The organism is Amycolatopsis taiwanensis DSM 45107 (assembly GCF_000519205.1).
GTDB classification, from domain to species: domain Bacteria; phylum Actinomycetota; class Actinomycetes; order Mycobacteriales; family Pseudonocardiaceae; genus Amycolatopsis_E; species Amycolatopsis_E taiwanensis.
The window spans coordinates 299,309-314,593 of the sequence record NZ_KI912598.1; the positions used below are offsets into that span (position 1 = coordinate 299,309).

The 15,285-nt window shown below is 69.1% G+C and carries 17 protein-coding genes; 16 read left to right on the forward strand and 1 reads right to left on the reverse strand.

What is annotated here, in order from left to right:
• Positions 1 to 291: 291 nt before the first annotated feature.
• Genes A3CU_RS0136210 through ku form a run of 5 tightly spaced genes read left to right on the forward strand, consistent with a single transcriptional unit; the run spans position 292 to position 5,671 of the window.
• Positions 292 to 1,677, forward strand: a complete 1,386-nt coding sequence (locus A3CU_RS0136210; RefSeq protein ID WP_027946343.1) for an ammonium transporter — start codon at positions 292 to 294, stop codon at positions 1,675 to 1,677.
• Positions 1,674 to 2,012, forward strand: coding sequence for a P-II family nitrogen regulator (locus A3CU_RS0136215; RefSeq protein ID WP_027946344.1), 339 nt, complete (start codon positions 1,674 to 1,676; stop codon positions 2,010 to 2,012). Before A3CU_RS0136210 ends, A3CU_RS0136215 begins: the two co-directional genes overlap by 4 nt.
• Before the next feature lie 13 nt (positions 2,013 to 2,025).
• The gene (locus A3CU_RS0136220; RefSeq protein ID WP_027946345.1) at positions 2,026 to 4,341 is read left to right on the forward strand and encodes a [protein-PII] uridylyltransferase; all 2,316 of its coding nucleotides are present in this window, start codon (positions 2,026 to 2,028) and stop codon (positions 4,339 to 4,341) included.
• Between the two features lie 55 nt (positions 4,342 to 4,396).
• Positions 4,397 to 4,753, forward strand: coding sequence for a hypothetical protein (locus A3CU_RS0136225; RefSeq protein WP_027946346.1), 357 nt, complete (start codon positions 4,397 to 4,399; stop codon positions 4,751 to 4,753).
• A gap of 36 nt (positions 4,754 to 4,789) precedes the next feature.
• On the forward strand, positions 4,790 to 5,671 hold the full coding sequence (ku, locus tag A3CU_RS0136230; RefSeq protein WP_027946347.1) for a non-homologous end joining protein Ku: 882 nt from the start codon (positions 4,790 to 4,792) through the stop codon (positions 5,669 to 5,671).
• A gap of 305 nt (positions 5,672 to 5,976) precedes the next feature.
• On the opposite strand, the gene A3CU_RS0136235 is transcribed toward ku, so the two are convergent.
• Complete coding sequence (locus A3CU_RS0136235) at positions 5,977 to 6,417, reverse strand: MarR family winged helix-turn-helix transcriptional regulator (protein ID WP_245617490.1); 441 nt, start codon at positions 6,415 to 6,417, stop codon at positions 5,977 to 5,979.
• A 234-nt stretch (positions 6,418 to 6,651) separates the two neighbouring features.
• Here A3CU_RS0136235 and ffh point away from each other — a divergent pair, with 234 nt between their 5' ends.
• From ffh to A3CU_RS0136290, 11 genes are all read left to right on the forward strand, one after another.
• Complete coding sequence (ffh, locus tag A3CU_RS0136240) at positions 6,652 to 8,172, forward strand: signal recognition particle protein (RefSeq protein WP_027946349.1); 1,521 nt, start codon at positions 6,652 to 6,654, stop codon at positions 8,170 to 8,172.
• A 13-nt stretch (positions 8,173 to 8,185) separates the two neighbouring features.
• Positions 8,186 to 9,283 carry an amidohydrolase family protein gene (locus A3CU_RS0136245; protein WP_052372754.1) on the forward strand — a complete coding sequence of 366 codons (1,098 nt, stop codon included), beginning with the start codon at positions 8,186 to 8,188 and terminating at the stop codon, positions 9,281 to 9,283.
• 156 nt (positions 9,284 to 9,439) lie between these two features.
• Positions 9,440 to 10,237 (forward strand): CPBP family intramembrane glutamic endopeptidase, encoded by a 798-nt coding sequence (locus A3CU_RS0136250; protein WP_027946351.1) that lies wholly within the window; start codon positions 9,440 to 9,442, stop codon positions 10,235 to 10,237.
• A gap of 167 nt (positions 10,238 to 10,404) precedes the next feature.
• Complete coding sequence (gene rpsP / locus A3CU_RS0136255) at positions 10,405 to 10,833, forward strand: 30S ribosomal protein S16 (RefSeq protein WP_027946352.1); 429 nt, start codon at positions 10,405 to 10,407, stop codon at positions 10,831 to 10,833.
• 49 nt (positions 10,834 to 10,882) lie between these two features.
• Positions 10,883 to 11,122 carry an RNA-binding protein gene (locus tag A3CU_RS0136260; protein WP_020671256.1) on the forward strand — a complete coding sequence of 80 codons (240 nt, stop codon included), beginning with the start codon at positions 10,883 to 10,885 and terminating at the stop codon, positions 11,120 to 11,122.
• A 16-nt stretch (positions 11,123 to 11,138) separates the two neighbouring features.
• Positions 11,139 to 11,651, forward strand: a complete 513-nt coding sequence (gene rimM, locus A3CU_RS0136265) for a ribosome maturation factor RimM (protein ID WP_027946353.1) — start codon at positions 11,139 to 11,141, stop codon at positions 11,649 to 11,651.
• Between the two features lie 68 nt (positions 11,652 to 11,719).
• On the forward strand, positions 11,720 to 12,490 hold the full coding sequence (gene trmD, locus A3CU_RS0136270) for a tRNA (guanosine(37)-N1)-methyltransferase TrmD (RefSeq protein WP_027946354.1): 771 nt from the start codon (positions 11,720 to 11,722) through the stop codon (positions 12,488 to 12,490).
• Positions 12,491 to 12,621: 131 nt separating this feature from the next.
• On the forward strand, positions 12,622 to 12,981 hold the full coding sequence (gene rplS / locus A3CU_RS0136275; protein WP_027946355.1) for a 50S ribosomal protein L19: 360 nt from the start codon (positions 12,622 to 12,624) through the stop codon (positions 12,979 to 12,981).
• Positions 12,982 to 13,006: 25 nt separating this feature from the next.
• Positions 13,007 to 13,924 (forward strand): signal peptidase I, encoded by a 918-nt coding sequence (gene lepB / locus A3CU_RS0136280; RefSeq protein WP_027946356.1) that lies wholly within the window; start codon positions 13,007 to 13,009, stop codon positions 13,922 to 13,924.
• Positions 13,925 to 13,965: 41 nt separating this feature from the next.
• A complete protein-coding gene (locus A3CU_RS0136285; RefSeq protein ID WP_027946357.1) occupies positions 13,966 to 14,745 on the forward strand; it encodes a ribonuclease HII in 780 nt (259 codons plus the stop codon).
• Positions 14,742 to 15,065 carry a DUF2469 domain-containing protein gene (locus tag A3CU_RS0136290; RefSeq protein ID WP_027946358.1) on the forward strand — a complete coding sequence of 108 codons (324 nt, stop codon included), beginning with the start codon at positions 14,742 to 14,744 and terminating at the stop codon, positions 15,063 to 15,065. Before A3CU_RS0136285 ends, A3CU_RS0136290 begins: the two co-directional genes overlap by 4 nt.
• Positions 15,066 to 15,285 lie beyond the last annotated feature (220 nt).

The window sequence follows — 15,285 nt, forward strand, 5'->3', positions numbered from 1 at the left end:
CACCTTCCCGTATTGGACCGTGACGAGCCAGTCGACGTGACCGCGACGGCGGCCAGCGGATCGATCACGAAAGGTAGCCGACTAGTACCTTTCGTAGTCAGACCTTGTCAATGAGTGACCCGTTACTGTCGAAATCCGGCATGAACGGGTCACTCGTGCACTCCGCAGTAACGGGAAACGTGCTCGTAACAAAAGCGCGCGGACAGTTCACTCCGGCGAAACGTGGCGAGCGTTCCGGTGAAACACGGCAAACCAAAACTCCCGGGCATTAATCGTATTCGGGAGGCCGATGTGCTGAACGCAGGAGACACCGCTTGGGTATTGGCCGGCGCCGCGCTGGTCATGCTCATGACACCAGGATTGGCGTTCTTCTACGGCGGCATGGTCCGCGCGAAGAGCGTCCTGAACATGCTCATGATGAATTTCGTCTGTCTGGCGATCGTGTCCGTCTTGTGGGTCCTGTACGGCTTCGGGGAGTCCTTCGGCAGTGACGCGTTCGGCGGACTCATCGGGAACTTCGCCAATGCCGGGTTCGCCGGCACCTGGGGCCACCTGGCCGGTTACGCGACGGAGGCGGTCGGCTCCCTGCCCGCGGTCGGATGGCCGGGCTCCCACGCCATCCCGCTGCTCGCGTTCGCGATGTTCCAGCTGATGTTCGCGGTTATCACGCCCGCGCTGATCTCCGGCTCGATCGCCGACCGGACGAAGTTCTGGGGCTGGAGCTTGTTCGTCGTCATCTGGGTCACGCTCGTGTACTTCCCGGTGGCGCACTGGGTGTTCTCCTTCGACGGCTTCACCAGTGCCGACGCGGTGGGCGGCTGGATCGCCAACAAGCTGAAGGCATTCGACTTCGCCGGTGGTACCGCGGTCCACATCAACGCCGGCGCCGCCGGGCTCGCCCTGGCGATCGTGCTCGGCAAGCGCAGGGGCTGGCCGAAGGACACTCCTCGCCCGCACAACGTTCCGTTCGTCCTGCTGGGCGCCGCACTCCTGTGGTTCGGCTGGTACGGCTTCAACGCCGGTTCCGCGCTGAGTGCCGGTGACCTCGCCGGCGTCGCCTTCACCAACACCACCGTCGCCACCGCCGCCGCGGTGCTCGGCTGGCTGCTCGTCGAGCAGCTCAGGTTCGGCAAGCCGACCACGCTCGGTGCCGCGTCGGGCGCGGTGGCCGGCCTGGTCGCCATCACCCCGGCATGCGGCTTCGTCACCCCGCTCGGCGCGATCGCGATCGGCGTCATCGCCGGGGCCGTCTGCGCCCTCGCGGTGAGCCTGAAGTACCGGTTCGGTTTCGACGACTCGCTCGACGTGGTCGGCGTCCACCTGGCCGGCGGCCTCGTCGGCACCTTGCTGATCGGGTTCTTCGCCTCGTCGAGCGTGAACTCGGCCGGTGGTGACGGGCTTTTCTACGGCGGTGGCTGGGGACAGCTCGGCAAACAGGCGGCCGCGGCCTTCGCGGTGATGGGTTACTCGTTCGTCCTCACCCTGATCATCGGCTTCGTCATCAAGGTGGCCGGTGGGTTCCGGGTCAGCACCGAGGACGAGGTCAGCGGTGTCGACGAGGCACAGCACGCGGAAAGCGCGTATGACTTCGGCGGGACCGGTAGCGGTCACGGTGCCCCCACTCCCGCCCCGGTGCCGTCTCCGGACCGTGCGGCTCTGGAAGGAAGCAAGGCATGAAACTCATAACCGCGATCATCAAACCGTTCACCCTCGACGACGTCCGCGCGGCGCTGGAGCAACTCGGCTCGCTCGGCATGACCGTCAGCGAAGTTCAGGGCTACGGGCGGCAGAAGGGCCACACAGAGGTCTACCGTGGTGCCGAGTACATGGTCGACTTCGTGGCCAAGCTCCGGGTCGAGGTCCTCACCGACGACGCGAACGTGGAGAAGGTCATCGAGGCGATCGTCAACGCCGCGCACACCGGCAAGATCGGCGACGGCAAGGTGTGGGTGACGCCCGTGGAAACCGTGGTCCGGGTTCGCACCGGCGAGCGCGGCACGGACGCGCTCTGAGCCAGGCGGCACGATGGTTCCCCGGGCGGAGCTCGCGCAAGCGGCGAACCGGCTGCTGGCAGGCCGGCACGGGCGAGAAGGTGCCGCGGCGTTGCGTGCCGCGCTGGTCGACCTGTACGAGTTCTGGCTGGGCAAGGCCGCTACGGAGGCCGGCGTGGACACCGCCGAACCCGGTGTCGCGCTGGTGGCCGTCGGCGGGCTCGGCCGGCGCGAGCTCACGCCGTTCTCCGACCTCGACCTGCTCCTGGTGCACGAGAAGAATCCCCGGATCTCCGAGATCGCCGACGCGTTGTGGTACCCGCTGTGGGACGCGCGCATCGGCCTCGATCATGCTGTCCGCACCCCCGGCGAAGCCCTGCAGGTGGCCGCGGAGGATCTGCGGACCGCGATGGGCCTGCTCGATGCCCGGCATCTGGCGGGGGATGCCGAGCTCGCCGGGCGGTTGGCCGCGGCGGCCCGCGACCAGTGGCGCCGCACGGCCCGCAAGCGCCTGCCCGAGCTGGTGGAGTCCACCCGGAAGCGCTGGCAGCGCAGCGGCGAGATCGCGCAGTCCGCCGAACCCGATCTCAAGCACGGCCGGGGCGGGCTGCGTGATCTCGGCATCCTGGACGCCCTGGCGGCGGCGCAGTTAATCGACCGGCCCGGCGAGGAACTTCGCGAGGCCAGGGAACTGCTACTCGACGTGCGCACCGAGATGCGCCGCGAGCTCGGGCGCGACCGGGACGTGCTGTCCGCAGTGGACGCCGAGCAGGTCGCCGGCGAGCTCGGCTTCGGTGACCGGTTCCTGCTGGCGCGCAAGCTTTCCGGCGCGGGCCGAGCGGTCGGCTACGCCGTCGATGTGGCGTTGAGGTCTACTGTGGACGCTTCACGCGGCCGGTTCGGCCGTCGTCCGGTGCGCGCTCCGCTCGACGAGGGTGTGGTGCTGCACGGCCGTGAGGTCGCGCTGGCCCGGAACGCCGTCCCGGCCAAGGATCCGGCGCTGCTGCTGCGGGTCGCCGCGGCCGCCGCGCGCACCGGGATGCCGATCGCGCACGGCACCCTGCGCACCCTCGCCGAGTCGGCGCCCGAGCTGCGCGCGCCCTGGCCGGCGGCGGCGCGGGACGCGCTGATCGAACTGCTCGGCGCGGGCGAGGGCCTGATCGGCGCGGTGGAGGCACTGGAGGAGACCGGCCTGTGGGCCCGGCTTTTCCCGGAGTGGGGCGCGGTCCGCGACCTGCCGCCGTCCTCCGGCGTCCATGCCTGGACCGTCGACCGGCATCTGGTCCAGACCTCGATTGAGGCGGCGAAGCTGGCCACCACCGTCTCGCGCCCGGACCTGTTGTTGCTGGCCGCCTTGTTGCACGACATCGGGAAGGGACGCGAGACGGACCATTCCGAGCTGGGCGCGGCGATCTCGGCCGAGGTCGCCCGCCGGATCGGGCTGCCCGGCCCCGACGCGGGCCTGGTGTCGGCGGCGGTCCGTCACCACCTTCTGCTGGCGCACACCGCCACCCGGCGCGACGTCGAAGAACCCGCCACGATCAAGCGGATCGCGAAGACGCTGGACAACGACATCGTGCTGCTGGAGCTGGTCCATGCACTGACCAAGGCCGACTCGCTGGCGACCGGGCCGGGAATGTGGTCCGCCTGGAAGGCCGGGCTGGTGGCGAACCTGGTCGACCGGACCCGTCAGGCCTTGCAGGGCGAGGGATTGGGCGCCCCCGAACCGCTCGACGAGCGCCAGCGCGAACTGGTCGCGGCAGCGGTGCGCGCCGGCCGGGGAGAGGTGCTGGTCACCTCGGACGGCAACACGGCGACGGTCGTGCTCGCCGGGCCGGCTCGGGCGGAGTTGCTGGCACCCGCGGCCGGGGTACTCGCACTGCATTCGCTCGAGGTGCATTCGGCGACTCTGCGCGCGCACGACGGCGGCCGGCTGGGCATCTTCACCGCGTCGCCCAGGTTCGGCTCGCTGCCCGACACCACGCTGTTGCGTGAGCAGTTCGCGCGCGCGGTCGCGGGTGGGCTGGCGCTGGAGGCGAGCCTGGCCGCGAAAGAACGTGATTACCCGGTGGCGGTGCATGCCCCGGCCAAGCCGAACGTGCTGTGGTTCGACGACGAGACCAGCGGCCCCGACACGGTCGTGCTGGAACTGCGGGCGGGCGACCGGATCGGCCTGCTTTACCGGGTCGCGGGCGCCTTGCGGGCAGCCGGGGCCGAGGTGCGCTGGGCGAAGGTGGCGACGCTCGGCGGCGCGGTGGTCGATTCCTTCGCCGTGTCCCCCCGCGCCGGGCCGGTGGACCAGGCCTGGCGCCGGCGGGTGGAACAGGCGGTGCTCGCCGCAGCGTCGTGACCCGCTCGCGCGTGTCGCGTTCGGGGACAGCGGGCGCGGTGGCAGGATGTCCGCCATGCCGGAGCTCGAGCCGTCCGTCCTGCCGGTCACGGTGGCCGCATCCCACCTGCGAGCCTGCGCCGTCGAACTCGAGAAAGCCGGCACGGCCGAGCTCGGTGAGGTCACCGCGATGATCCATGACGTGGTCGCCGCGCAGCGCCATCTCTCCGCCGCGCTGGCCGCGCTGGCCGCCCGGGTCGAGGATGGCCGGGACACCACGCTGGCCGCCGTTCCCTCGCCCGAGCTCGTCGCGCTGACCGAGGTGCTCCAAGCGGCGGCGAGCGCTGTCGGCTATTCGGCGGACGCGCTGACCGAAAGCGAGCCCTTCGCCCAGTCTCTCGCCGATTTCGCTGGTACGGACACCCGTTTGTAGCTATTCGCCCATGCGTGCGCTTGATATTATTTTTGAATGCGCACAGTGTGGAAGGGCACCATCGGGCTGGGTGGTTCGGCAATCCCGGTGAAGGCTTATAGCGCCACTGAAGAACATGGAACGCCACTGCACCTGCTCCACCTGACCGACGGTGGACGACTACGGCAGAAGCGCGTGTGCGAGATCGACGGCGCCGAGATTCCGCTCGGTGAGGTCGGCAAGGGATACCAGCTGCCCGGCGGCGACGTCGTGATGCTGAGTGACGAGGAGCTGGCGGCGCTGCCGCTGGCGTCCGCGAATTCGATCCAGGTGCTGGGTTTCGTCCGGCCCGCCCAGATCGACCCGATCTACTACATCAAGAGCTATTACCTGGAGCCGGAAGTGTCGGCGACCAGACCGTACGTGCTGCTGGCCGAGGCGTTGCAGCAGGCGGAACGGGTGGGCCTCGTGCGGGTGGCGATCCGCCAGCGCGAGACGCTGGGTGCGCTGCGCGTGCGGGACCAGGTGATCGTGCTCGACACGATGCACTGGCCGGACGAGATCCGGCGCCCGGACTTCCCGTTCCTGCACGATGATGTCGACGTGCACCGGTCGCATCTGCGGGCGGCGTCGAACCTCGTCGAGAATCTCTCGGGTGACTTCGAACCGGACGGCTACACCGACACCTATTCCACGGCGCTGGCCGCGTTGATCGAGGCCAAGGTCGAGGGACGCGAAGTGGTTCAGCCGACCGCGGGCCTGCAGGCCGCGGGGGTCAACGAGCTGCTCGAAGCGCTACAGGCCACTGCCCAGCAGCAGGCCGACACCGAAGCCGCGCTGGCGAAGGCGAAGGCGGCCTCGGAGAAGGCGAAGTCCGCGAAATCGCGGGCCCGCAAGGCCTCGTCGAAGTCGCGCTCGGCCACCAAGTCCGGTCGTTGACGTCGCGCCCGGCTCGCTGCGATGGCCCGTCTCCACAGACGGGCCATCGCGCGTTACACCGCGACTTGAGACCGTGGCCGGGATGGCCATCTGAGTAGATCTACCCAGCATCACTCAGGGGTGTTCACGCTGCCGGGCGTCACATCGCGTCCGGCAGGCTAACGGTATGGCCCGGAGGTCATGCGGATGCCGGGGCGCTCGCCGGTGCTGGGGGTCTGGCGAGCGCAACGAGTCCGTCGATCTCGGTGCGACCGTGCGGGTGGCTCGGCGAGGGGGCGAGCCACCCGCATCACGTCGGCCGGTGCTCAGGCCGAGTCGGCCACGCGCATCATCAGCTTCGCCGCCATGCCGAGCAGTTCTCGCTCGGTGTCGGTCAGCGTTTCGCCCATTGCCGCCGCGAGCCAGCGCCGTTGCCCATCGCCATAGGTACGCAGGGTTTCCAGCCCGCGGGTGGTGATCTCGACCAGCGCCTGTCGCCCGTCGTCCGGGTCGCGCCTTCGGTTGATCAGCCCGTCACGGTGGAGCGCGGCCAGGACACGGGTTAGTGACTGTGCGTGGATGCGTTCGCCGTCGGCGATCGCCTTCGGGGTTTGCGTGCCATCGCGGTGGAGCCGGCTCAACACGGCGATCACCAGCGGGCTTGGGGCGCCACGGTCCCGTTCGGCGCGCATCCGCAGGCTGAGTCCGAGTACGCCGTCTCGCACCGTGCGCGAAAGTTCGGCCAGCTCTTGGTCGGGCGTGGTCATAAACATGAGCGTACTAATTCGACGGCTCCACTTCGCGGCAACGCTACTGTTGACCATCGGCTCCGCTCACGAATCCCACTAAGTGACAGTAGCGTGACTGTCCGTGGCGTGCGTAGGCTCGGGGAGTTCCTAGGAGCCGCCCCGATCTGTCGTTTTTAGTAAACGTACCTTTACTATCTCGGTGACTCGGTACCCTGGGAGAGCAACCCCCAACCAGCTGGAGCGTGCACCGCCGTGTTCGATACTCTTTCCGACCGGCTCACCTCGACCCTGCAGAGCCTGCGGGGCAAGGGAAAGCTGACCGACGCCGACATCGACGCCACCGCGCGCGAAATCCGGATCGCGCTGCTGGAAGCCGACGTCGCGCTGCCCGTGGTGCGGCAGTTCATCGCCCAGATCAAGCAGCGCGCGAAAGGCGCCGAGGTGTCCGCGGCGCTCAACCCGGCGCAGCAGGTCATCAAGATCGTCAACGAGGAGCTCGTCGCGATCCTCGGCGGCGAGACCCGCCGGCTCGCGCTGGCCAAGAACCCGCCGAGCGTGATCATGCTCGCCGGCCTGCAGGGTTCCGGTAAGACCACCCTGGCCGGGAAGCTCGCGCTGTGGCTGCGGAAGCAGGGGCACGCGCCGCTGCTCGTGGCCTGTGACCTCCAGCGGCCCAACGCCGTCACCCAGCTGCAGGTCGTCGGCGAGCGCGCGGGCGTGGCGACCTTCGCGCCCGAGCCCGGAAACGGCGTCGGCGACCCGGTCGACGTGGCGCGGCGCGGGATCGACGAGGCCAAGCACGCGCAGCACGACATCGTCATCGTCGACACCGCCGGCCGGCTGGGCGTCGACGAGGAGCTGATGCGGCAGGCGGCCGACATCCGCGACGCGGTACAGCCGGACGAGACCCTGTTCGTCGTCGACGCCATGATCGGCCAGGACGCGGTGGTCACCGCGGAGGCGTTCCGCGACGGCGTCGGCTTCACCGGTGTGGTGCTCACCAAGCTCGATGGCGACGCGCGAGGCGGTGCGGCGCTGTCCGTCCGCCAGGTCACCGGTCAGCCGATCCTATTCGCGTCCAACGGCGAGAAGCTCGAGGACTTCGACACCTTCCACCCGGACCGGATGGCCAGCCGGATCCTCGGCATGGGCGACCTGCTCACCCTGATCGAGCAGGCCGAGCAGGCCTTCGACCAGGAACAGGCCGAGAAGGCCGCGGCCAAGCTGACCACCGGGCAGCTCACCCTGGAGGACTTCCTGGAGCAGATGCTCGCGGTCCGGAAGATGGGGCCGATCGGCAACCTGCTCGGCATGCTGCCCGGCGCGGGTCAGATGAAGGACCAGTTGGCCCAGGTCGACGACAAGCAGCTCGACCGGCTGCAGGCGATCATCCGCGGCATGACACCGGCCGAGCGGGCCGACCCGAAGATCATCAACGGGTCACGCCGGCAGCGCATCGCGGTCGGTTCCGGCGTCACCGTGCGCGAGGTGAACGACCTGGTGAACCGGTTCTTCGAGGCCCGCAAGATGATGCAGCAAATGGCCGGCCGGTTCGGGTTCGGCGGTGGTGGCGGCAGCAAGAGCCGCAAGGGCAAGAAGGGGAAGAAGGGCAAGGGCCGCGGCCCCACGCAGCCGAAGGTGCGCGGCGGCCTGCCTGGCGGCATGCCGATGCTCCCGCCGGGTGGTGGCCCCGACTTCTCGCAGCTGGGCGGCGGCCTGAACGACGTGCCCGGCTTCGACCCCTCGAAGTTCAAGCTCCCCAAGAACAAATAGCCCGGCGGCACCGGTGAGCAGCGAGCGGACCGCGAAGCGGCCGGCGCGGCACCTGCGCGGGGTCGTGCTTCCCGACGGCGAGCAGCGCGATCTGTGGATCGTGGACGGGACGGTCAGCTTCTCGCCCGTCGAGGGCGCCGAAACCCTCGTGCGTGACGGGTTCGTCCTTCCCGGGCTGGTCGACGCGCACTGTCATCCGGGGATCGGCGTGCACGGACCCACCACAGTGGACGAAGCGGTGACGCAGGCACTCGTCGACCGCGACGCCGGCACCCTGCTCATCCGTGACTGCGGCCTGCCGATCGACGCCAGACGGTTGCAGGCCCGCGCGGATCTGCCGCGGATCATTCGCTCCGGCCGGCATCTCGCCCTGCCCAAGCGCTACATTCCGGGCCTGGGCATCGACCTGGCGCATCCGGAGGAGTTGCCGGCCGCGGTGGCGCGGCAGGCGGCGGACGGCGACGGCTGGGTCAAGCTCGTCGGCGACTGGATCGACCGGGCCGCGGGCGACCTCGCGCCACTGTGGCCGGATGACGTGCTTGCCGAGGCCGTGAAGGTCGCACATGCCGCTGGTGCCCGGGTGACCGCGCACGTGTTCGGTGAAGATGCCCTGCCCGGACTCATCAACGCCGGCATCGACTGCCTGGAGCACGGCACCGGACTGCACGGCGAACTTCTCGACGAACTGGCCCGCCGCGAGATCGCGCTGGTGCCGACCCTGATCAACATCGAGAACTTTCCCGGTATCGCGGACAAGGCCGGCAAGTACCCGCGCTACGCATCACACATGCGTGCCCTGCATGCGGGCGTGACGACGATGATCGGCGCCGCGCTCGATGCCGGTGTCGCGATCTACGCGGGCACCGACGCCGGCGGCATGGTCGAGCACGGCAGGATCGTCGACGAGATCGAGGCGCTGCACCGGTGCGGGATGGCCCGCGAGCAGGCGCTGGCCGCCGCGTGCTGGTCGGCCCGGTCCTGGCTGGGGCGGCCCGGCGTCGAGGAGGGTGCCCCGGCGGATCTGCTCGTCTACTCCGCCGATCCCCGCGAAGATCTTGGCGTCCTCCGCACGCCGCGGCACATCCTGCTCGGTGGGGCCCTCGTTCGCTGAACCACGTCACGGTCCACGAGCGGGTGGTTGCGCATCGTGACCTTTGGGTAAGAATGGTTCGATGCGGCCGGCTCACCCGGCCCGCTTCACCGCCGCCCCGTGACGCGACGGGTTTAGTTTCGGAAAGTGGCTCAATGGATCAACTGGAGGATCCGCGTGACGTCAGCGCAGTCGGGCGAGCCGGTTTCCGAAGCGGACCCGTTGGAGCTGCCGGAGGTCGGTGAGCCCATTCCCGAACACCGATGGGGATTCGGGGCCTTTCTCCTCGTCGAGGCCGTGCTTCTGGCCGTCGCGGCGTTCGTCAGCGTCCTGCTCGGCCCGGCCCCGCCCGGCGAGCCGACCCCGATCCGCGACGTGCTGATCGGCACCATGGCGCCGACGGTGCTGGCGGCCCTGGTGGCGGTGCTGATCACGGTGTGGCGTGGCAACGGCCCGCGTGTCGACCTGCGGTTGACCTGGCGCTGGTCGGACGTGTGGCTCGGGGTCAAGCTCGGCGCGCTCGGCCTGGTGCTCACCAGCTTGGGCACCTTCCTGTGGTCGGAGGTGGTGGGGGAGAACAAGGCGACCTCGGCCATCTCGGCACTGGTGGACAACCAGCCCATGTCGGTGACCGCCGCGGTGATCATGTTCTGCTACCTGTGGCTGATCGGCCCGATCTGCGAGGAGATCATCTACCGCGGGCTGCTGTGGACCGCGGTGGAACGGCTGAGCTGGGGTAAGGAGAACCCGGAGAAGTGGGGCAGGCTGGCGGCCTTCCTGCTGTCCACGGCCGTCTTCGCGGTGAGCCACCTGGAGCCGCTGCGGACCACGTTGCTGCTGGTGATCGCGGTGCCGATCGGCCTCGCCCGGCTGTTCACCGGCCGGCTGCTCGGCAGTATCGTCGCGCACCAGATGAACAACTTTTTGCCCGCTCTGGCGCTGCTGCTCACCTCGCTGGGCGTGATGACCCTCTAGCCGTCCCGGCATACCGGTCTGGCAGAATAGATGCTTGCCCGCTGCGGCCGGTCCCTCTCACCGCGCCGTGGCGACCCAGAACTTCGGGTACCCGTGTCCGTTTCCCCACTCGGATCGTGTCCCGACACACACTGAGCACGACAGAGAACTGAGGAGTACCCACACCCGTGGCCGTCAAGATCAAGCTGCAGCGCCTCGGCAAGATCCGTGCGCCGTACTACCGCATCATCGTTGCTGACGCGCGCACCCGCCGGGATGGCAAGGCCATCGAGACGATCGGCAAGTACCACCCCAAGGAGGAGCCGAGCTTCATCGAGGTCGACTCCGAACGTGCGCAGTACTGGCTGGGCGTGGGCGCGCAGCCGACCGAGCCGGTGCAGCGGATTCTCGAGATCACCGGCGACTGGCAGAAGTTCAAGGGCCTGCCGGGCGCCGAGGGCACGCTGAAGGTGCGCCCGCCCAAGCCGTCCAAGCAGGAGCTGTTCAACGCCGCGCTGGCCGCCGCCGGCGAGGAGCCTTCCACCGAGGCCACCACGCCGAAGAAGAAGGCTCCGAAGAAGGCCGAGGCCGACGAGGCGGGCAAGGAAGAAGCGTGAGCTTTTCCAGGCCAAGTCGCGGCACTGAAGCTGCGCGCAAGGAGGCAGCGTGAGCTTTCTCGCCGACTCCCTCGAACACCTGGTCCGCGGGATCGTCGACAACCCGGACGACGTCCGGGTCGAGCTGATCACCACCCGGCGCGGCCGCACCCTCGAGGTACACGTCCACCCGGACGACCTCGGCAAGGTGATCGGCCGTGGCGGGCGGACCGCGACGGCACTGCGCACCGTGATGGGCGGGATCGGTGGCCGCGGCGTCCGGGTGGACGTCGTCGACACCGACCGCTGACCGGGCTCGGCTTGCCGTGGAGGTAGTGGTCGGTCGCGTCGCCAAGGCGCACGGGGTCCGCGGTGAGGTGACCGTGGAGCTGCGTACCGACTCTCCGGACGAACGTTTCCGCGCCGGCGCCGTGCTGAACTTGCGGCGCCGGGACGGCAGCGTCGGTGAACTCACCGTGGTGGCCGCTCGCCCGCACAGCGGCCGGCTGCTGGTGACGTTCGAGCAGATCCGCAGTCGGGAGGACGCGGAAGCGGTGCGTGGCGCGCTCCTGCTCGCCGACACCGCGGATCTGCCCCCGTCGGAGGACCCGGACGAGTTCTATGACCACGAACTCGAGGGCCTGCGGGCCGAACTCACTGACGGCACGCCTGCCGGGACGGTCCAGGAGATCGTGCATGCCCCCGGCGGCGAGCTGCTTTCCCTGGACCATGCGGGGCGGACCGTGCTGGTGCCGTTCGTTCGCGAGATCGTCCCGGTGGTCGACGTCGCGGGCGGCCGGGTCGTCCTCGATCCTCCCGAGGGCCTGCTGGACGGTTGACATGGTTGCTGCGATTCGAAAGGCGGCGCCAGATGACCGGTGAGCAAGCGGACTCGCGCCGACCGCTGCTGCGCATCGACGTCGTCACGATCTTTCCCGAGTACCTCGATCCGCTTCGCGCCGCGCTGCTCGGCCGGGCCATCGAGCGTGGGCTCATCGAGGTCAACGTGCACGACCTCCGCGACTGGACGCACGACGTGCACCGGGCCGTCGACGACGCTCCGTACGGCGGCGGGCCCGGCATGGTGATGAAGCCGCAGGTCTGGGGCGACGCACTGGACGACGTTTGCGACGAAGCCACTCGGCTCGTGGTCCCGACGCCGGCCGGGCGCCCGTTCACCCAGGACATGGCGCATGCCTATGCCGCCGAAGAGCACCTGGTGTTCGCATGCGGGCGGTACGAGGGCATCGACCAGCGGGTGATCGAGGACGCCGCGCGCCGGATGCCGGTCGACGAGGTCTCGATCGGGGACTACGTGCTGGTCGGTGGCGAGGCCGCGGTGTTGGTGATCGTCGAGGCGACCGCCCGGTTGCTGCCGGGTGTGCTGGGCAACCCGGTTTCGGCCGAGCAGGACTCCTTCTCCGACGGCCTGCTGGAAGGTCCCAGCTACACCCGTCCCGAGGTGTGGCGCGACCTGGCGGTTCCGGAGGTGCTGCGGTCGGGCAACCACGCCTTGATCGACCGCTGGCGCCGGGACCAGGCACTGCAGCGAACGGTGCGGCGCCGACCCGAACTGCTGGACCGGCTCCCGGAAGGAAGCCTGGACCACCATGATCTCGCGGTGCTGGATCAGGTGCGGCGCGAGCCGGACGGACCCCATGGTTCCCGCGTGAGGTAAGTCTGCGATACTTTACCGGTTGGCGCGCGGCGGTAGCCGTGCGCGCCTGCCTTTGAGCCCCCGGGTCGATCGCCCTCGAGCAGGTGCGCGCCCGGAACCACCAGACATAGAAGGACGAGGACTGACCCCCGATGAACACCCTGGACGCACTGGATGCGCAGTCGCTGCGTACCGACATTCCGAACTTCCGCCCGGGTGACACTCTGAAGGTGCACGTTCGCGTTATCGAGGGAAACCGCGAACGGAACCAGGTCTTCCAAGGCGTGGTCATCCGCCGCCAGGGCGGTGGCATCCGCGAGACCTTCACGGTCCGGAAGGTCTCCTTCGGTGTCGGCGTGGAGCGTACGTTCCCCGTGCATACGCCGAACATCGCCAAGATCGAGGTCTTCAAGCGCGGTGACGTGCGGCGCGCCAAGCTGTACTACCTGCGTGGCCTGCGCGGCAAGGCGGCCAAGATCAAGGAGCGTCGCGAAGCCCCCACCGCGTCCTGAACCCAGCCCCGGTAGCCTGGCCAACGTGGTCGAACCTGTGCCCTCGAATGCCGCCGAGGACGAGCCGGACGAAAACGCCGAATCCGGAGAACGCGGTAAGCGGCATCGCAAAAAGCCCGGAAAGCAACGTTCGTTCTGGGTTGAGCTGCCGATTCTGATCGTCGTGGCACTGGTACTGGCCTTCGTGTTCCAGCAGTTTTTGGCACGGGTCTACACCATTCCGTCGGGTTCGATGGAGGCCACGCTCCACGGCTGCACCGGCTGCTACGGCGACAAGGTGCTCGTCGACAAGATCACCTACGATTTCACCGACCCCTCGCCGGGGGACGTGGTGGTGTTCAAGGGCCCGCCGGCGTGGCTGGAGAGCGAGGCGCCCCCGGAGGAGTCCGGTAACGCGGTGGTCCGCTTCTTCCAGAACGTCGGCTCGGTGTTCGGACTGGCCCCGCCCAACGAGCGGGACTTCGTCAAGCGGGTCATCGCCGTGGGCGGCCAGACGGTGCAGTGCTGCGACGCGCAGAATCGGGTCATGGTCGACGGCAAGCCGTTGAACGAGCCGTACATCCACTGGGAGAATCCGGCCAAGCCGGTGCAGGACTCCTTCGAGCCGGTCACGGTGCCGCAGGGTGATGTCTGGGTGATGGGCGACAACCGCAACAACTCCTTCGACTCGCGCTATCAGGGCGGCGGCGGAGTCAACGGCGCGGTGCCCCTGTCGGATGTCATCGGCAAGGCGAGGTTCATCGTCCTGCCGCCGAGCCGTTGGGGCGGGGTCAGCGACACCGACCCGCAGGCCGCGCCGGCCGGGTCCGCCCAGGGGCTCAGCGCTCCGGCGTGGCAGGAGGGCGCTCCGCTCGGTTTCGGCGCGATCGCCGCGTGGCCGACCGTGCTGCTCGGCCGGCGGCTCGGCTCCGGGTTGCGCAGGGTGGTAAAGCGAAAGCGGTAGGACGAGTGGGTAGCTCTTCGGCGCTCCGGCCACCCCGGGCGATCATCCGGGGGCAGACGTCCTGGGGACTCCAGTCGGCCCTCGACCGGCGCGGGCTCGGCCCGGTCGCCGGTGTCGACGAGGCCGGGCGTGGTGCCTGCGCGGGCCCGCTCGTGGTCGCCGCATGCGTGCTGCGACCGGGCGACGCGGCACGGCTGGCCGAACTCGACGATTCCAAGTTGCTCACCCCGCTTGCGCGCGAGCGCGTCTATGAGCGGGTACTGGCCAGGGCGATGGACTATTCGATCATCGTGGTGCCACCGGAGGAGGTCGACGCGCGCGGCATTCACGTGACCAACATCGAAGGCATGCGGCGCGCTGTGGCCAGCCTCGGCGCGTGCCCGGGTTACGTGCTGACCGACGGGTTCCGGGTGCCCGGACTGCCCGCGCCGAGCATGCCGGTGATCAAGGGCGACCGTGCGGTGGCCTGCGTGGCGGCGGCCTCAGTGCTGGCCAAGGTCACCCGGGACCGGATCATGACCGAGCTGCACGGAGAGCACCCGATGTACGGGTTCGACGTGCACAAGGGGTACACCACGCCCGAACACGGCGCGGCACTCACCGAATACGGTCCGAGTGAGGTACATCGGTGGTCGTACGCCAACGTGGCGACGGCGGCCGCCGCGCACGGGCGGCGCCCGCCGCGCCGGGTCATGCTGAGCGTGGCGGCGCTCGGGCACACCGGGGCGCCGGTGCGTGCCCTGGACGGCGGCTTGAGTCAGAATGAAAGTTCCGCCGTCGGATATCGCTCCAGCTCGCGAGGAGGGGCCCCGATTCCATGAGCGCAGAGGATCTCGAGAAGTACGAGACCGAGATGGAACTGTCGCTGTACCGGGAGTACCGGGACATCGTCAGCCAGTTCTCGTACGTGGTGGAGACCGAGCGGCGGTTCTACCTGGCCAATGCGGTCGACGTTCAGGTCCGCGACGGTGGGGGCGAAGTCTACTTCGAGGTCCGGATGTCCGACGCCTGGGTCTGGGACATGTACCGCCCCGCTCGGTTCGTCAAGAACGTCCGCGTCATCACCTTCAAGGACGTCAACGTCGAAGAACTCGAGAAACCTGACCTTCGCCTTCCCGAGGACGGCCCCTTCTCCGGCTGACCGCTCCTTGCCGGGCGCAGGTGGGTGAGCCGGCTTTACGGCCGGGCGCCTACCACAGCAGGCCGACAGTTTTCCGGTCCGGCCGCATGGAAGGTTCCGTTTATCCACATCGCCGCGGTTGTCCACACCTGGGCGAATCCGTTCTGGTGCCCGCGCCGCCGAACCTGGCAGCGTCGGGACCATCCGAAACGATTCGACTCCCGTAGGGGTGGTGGCAGTG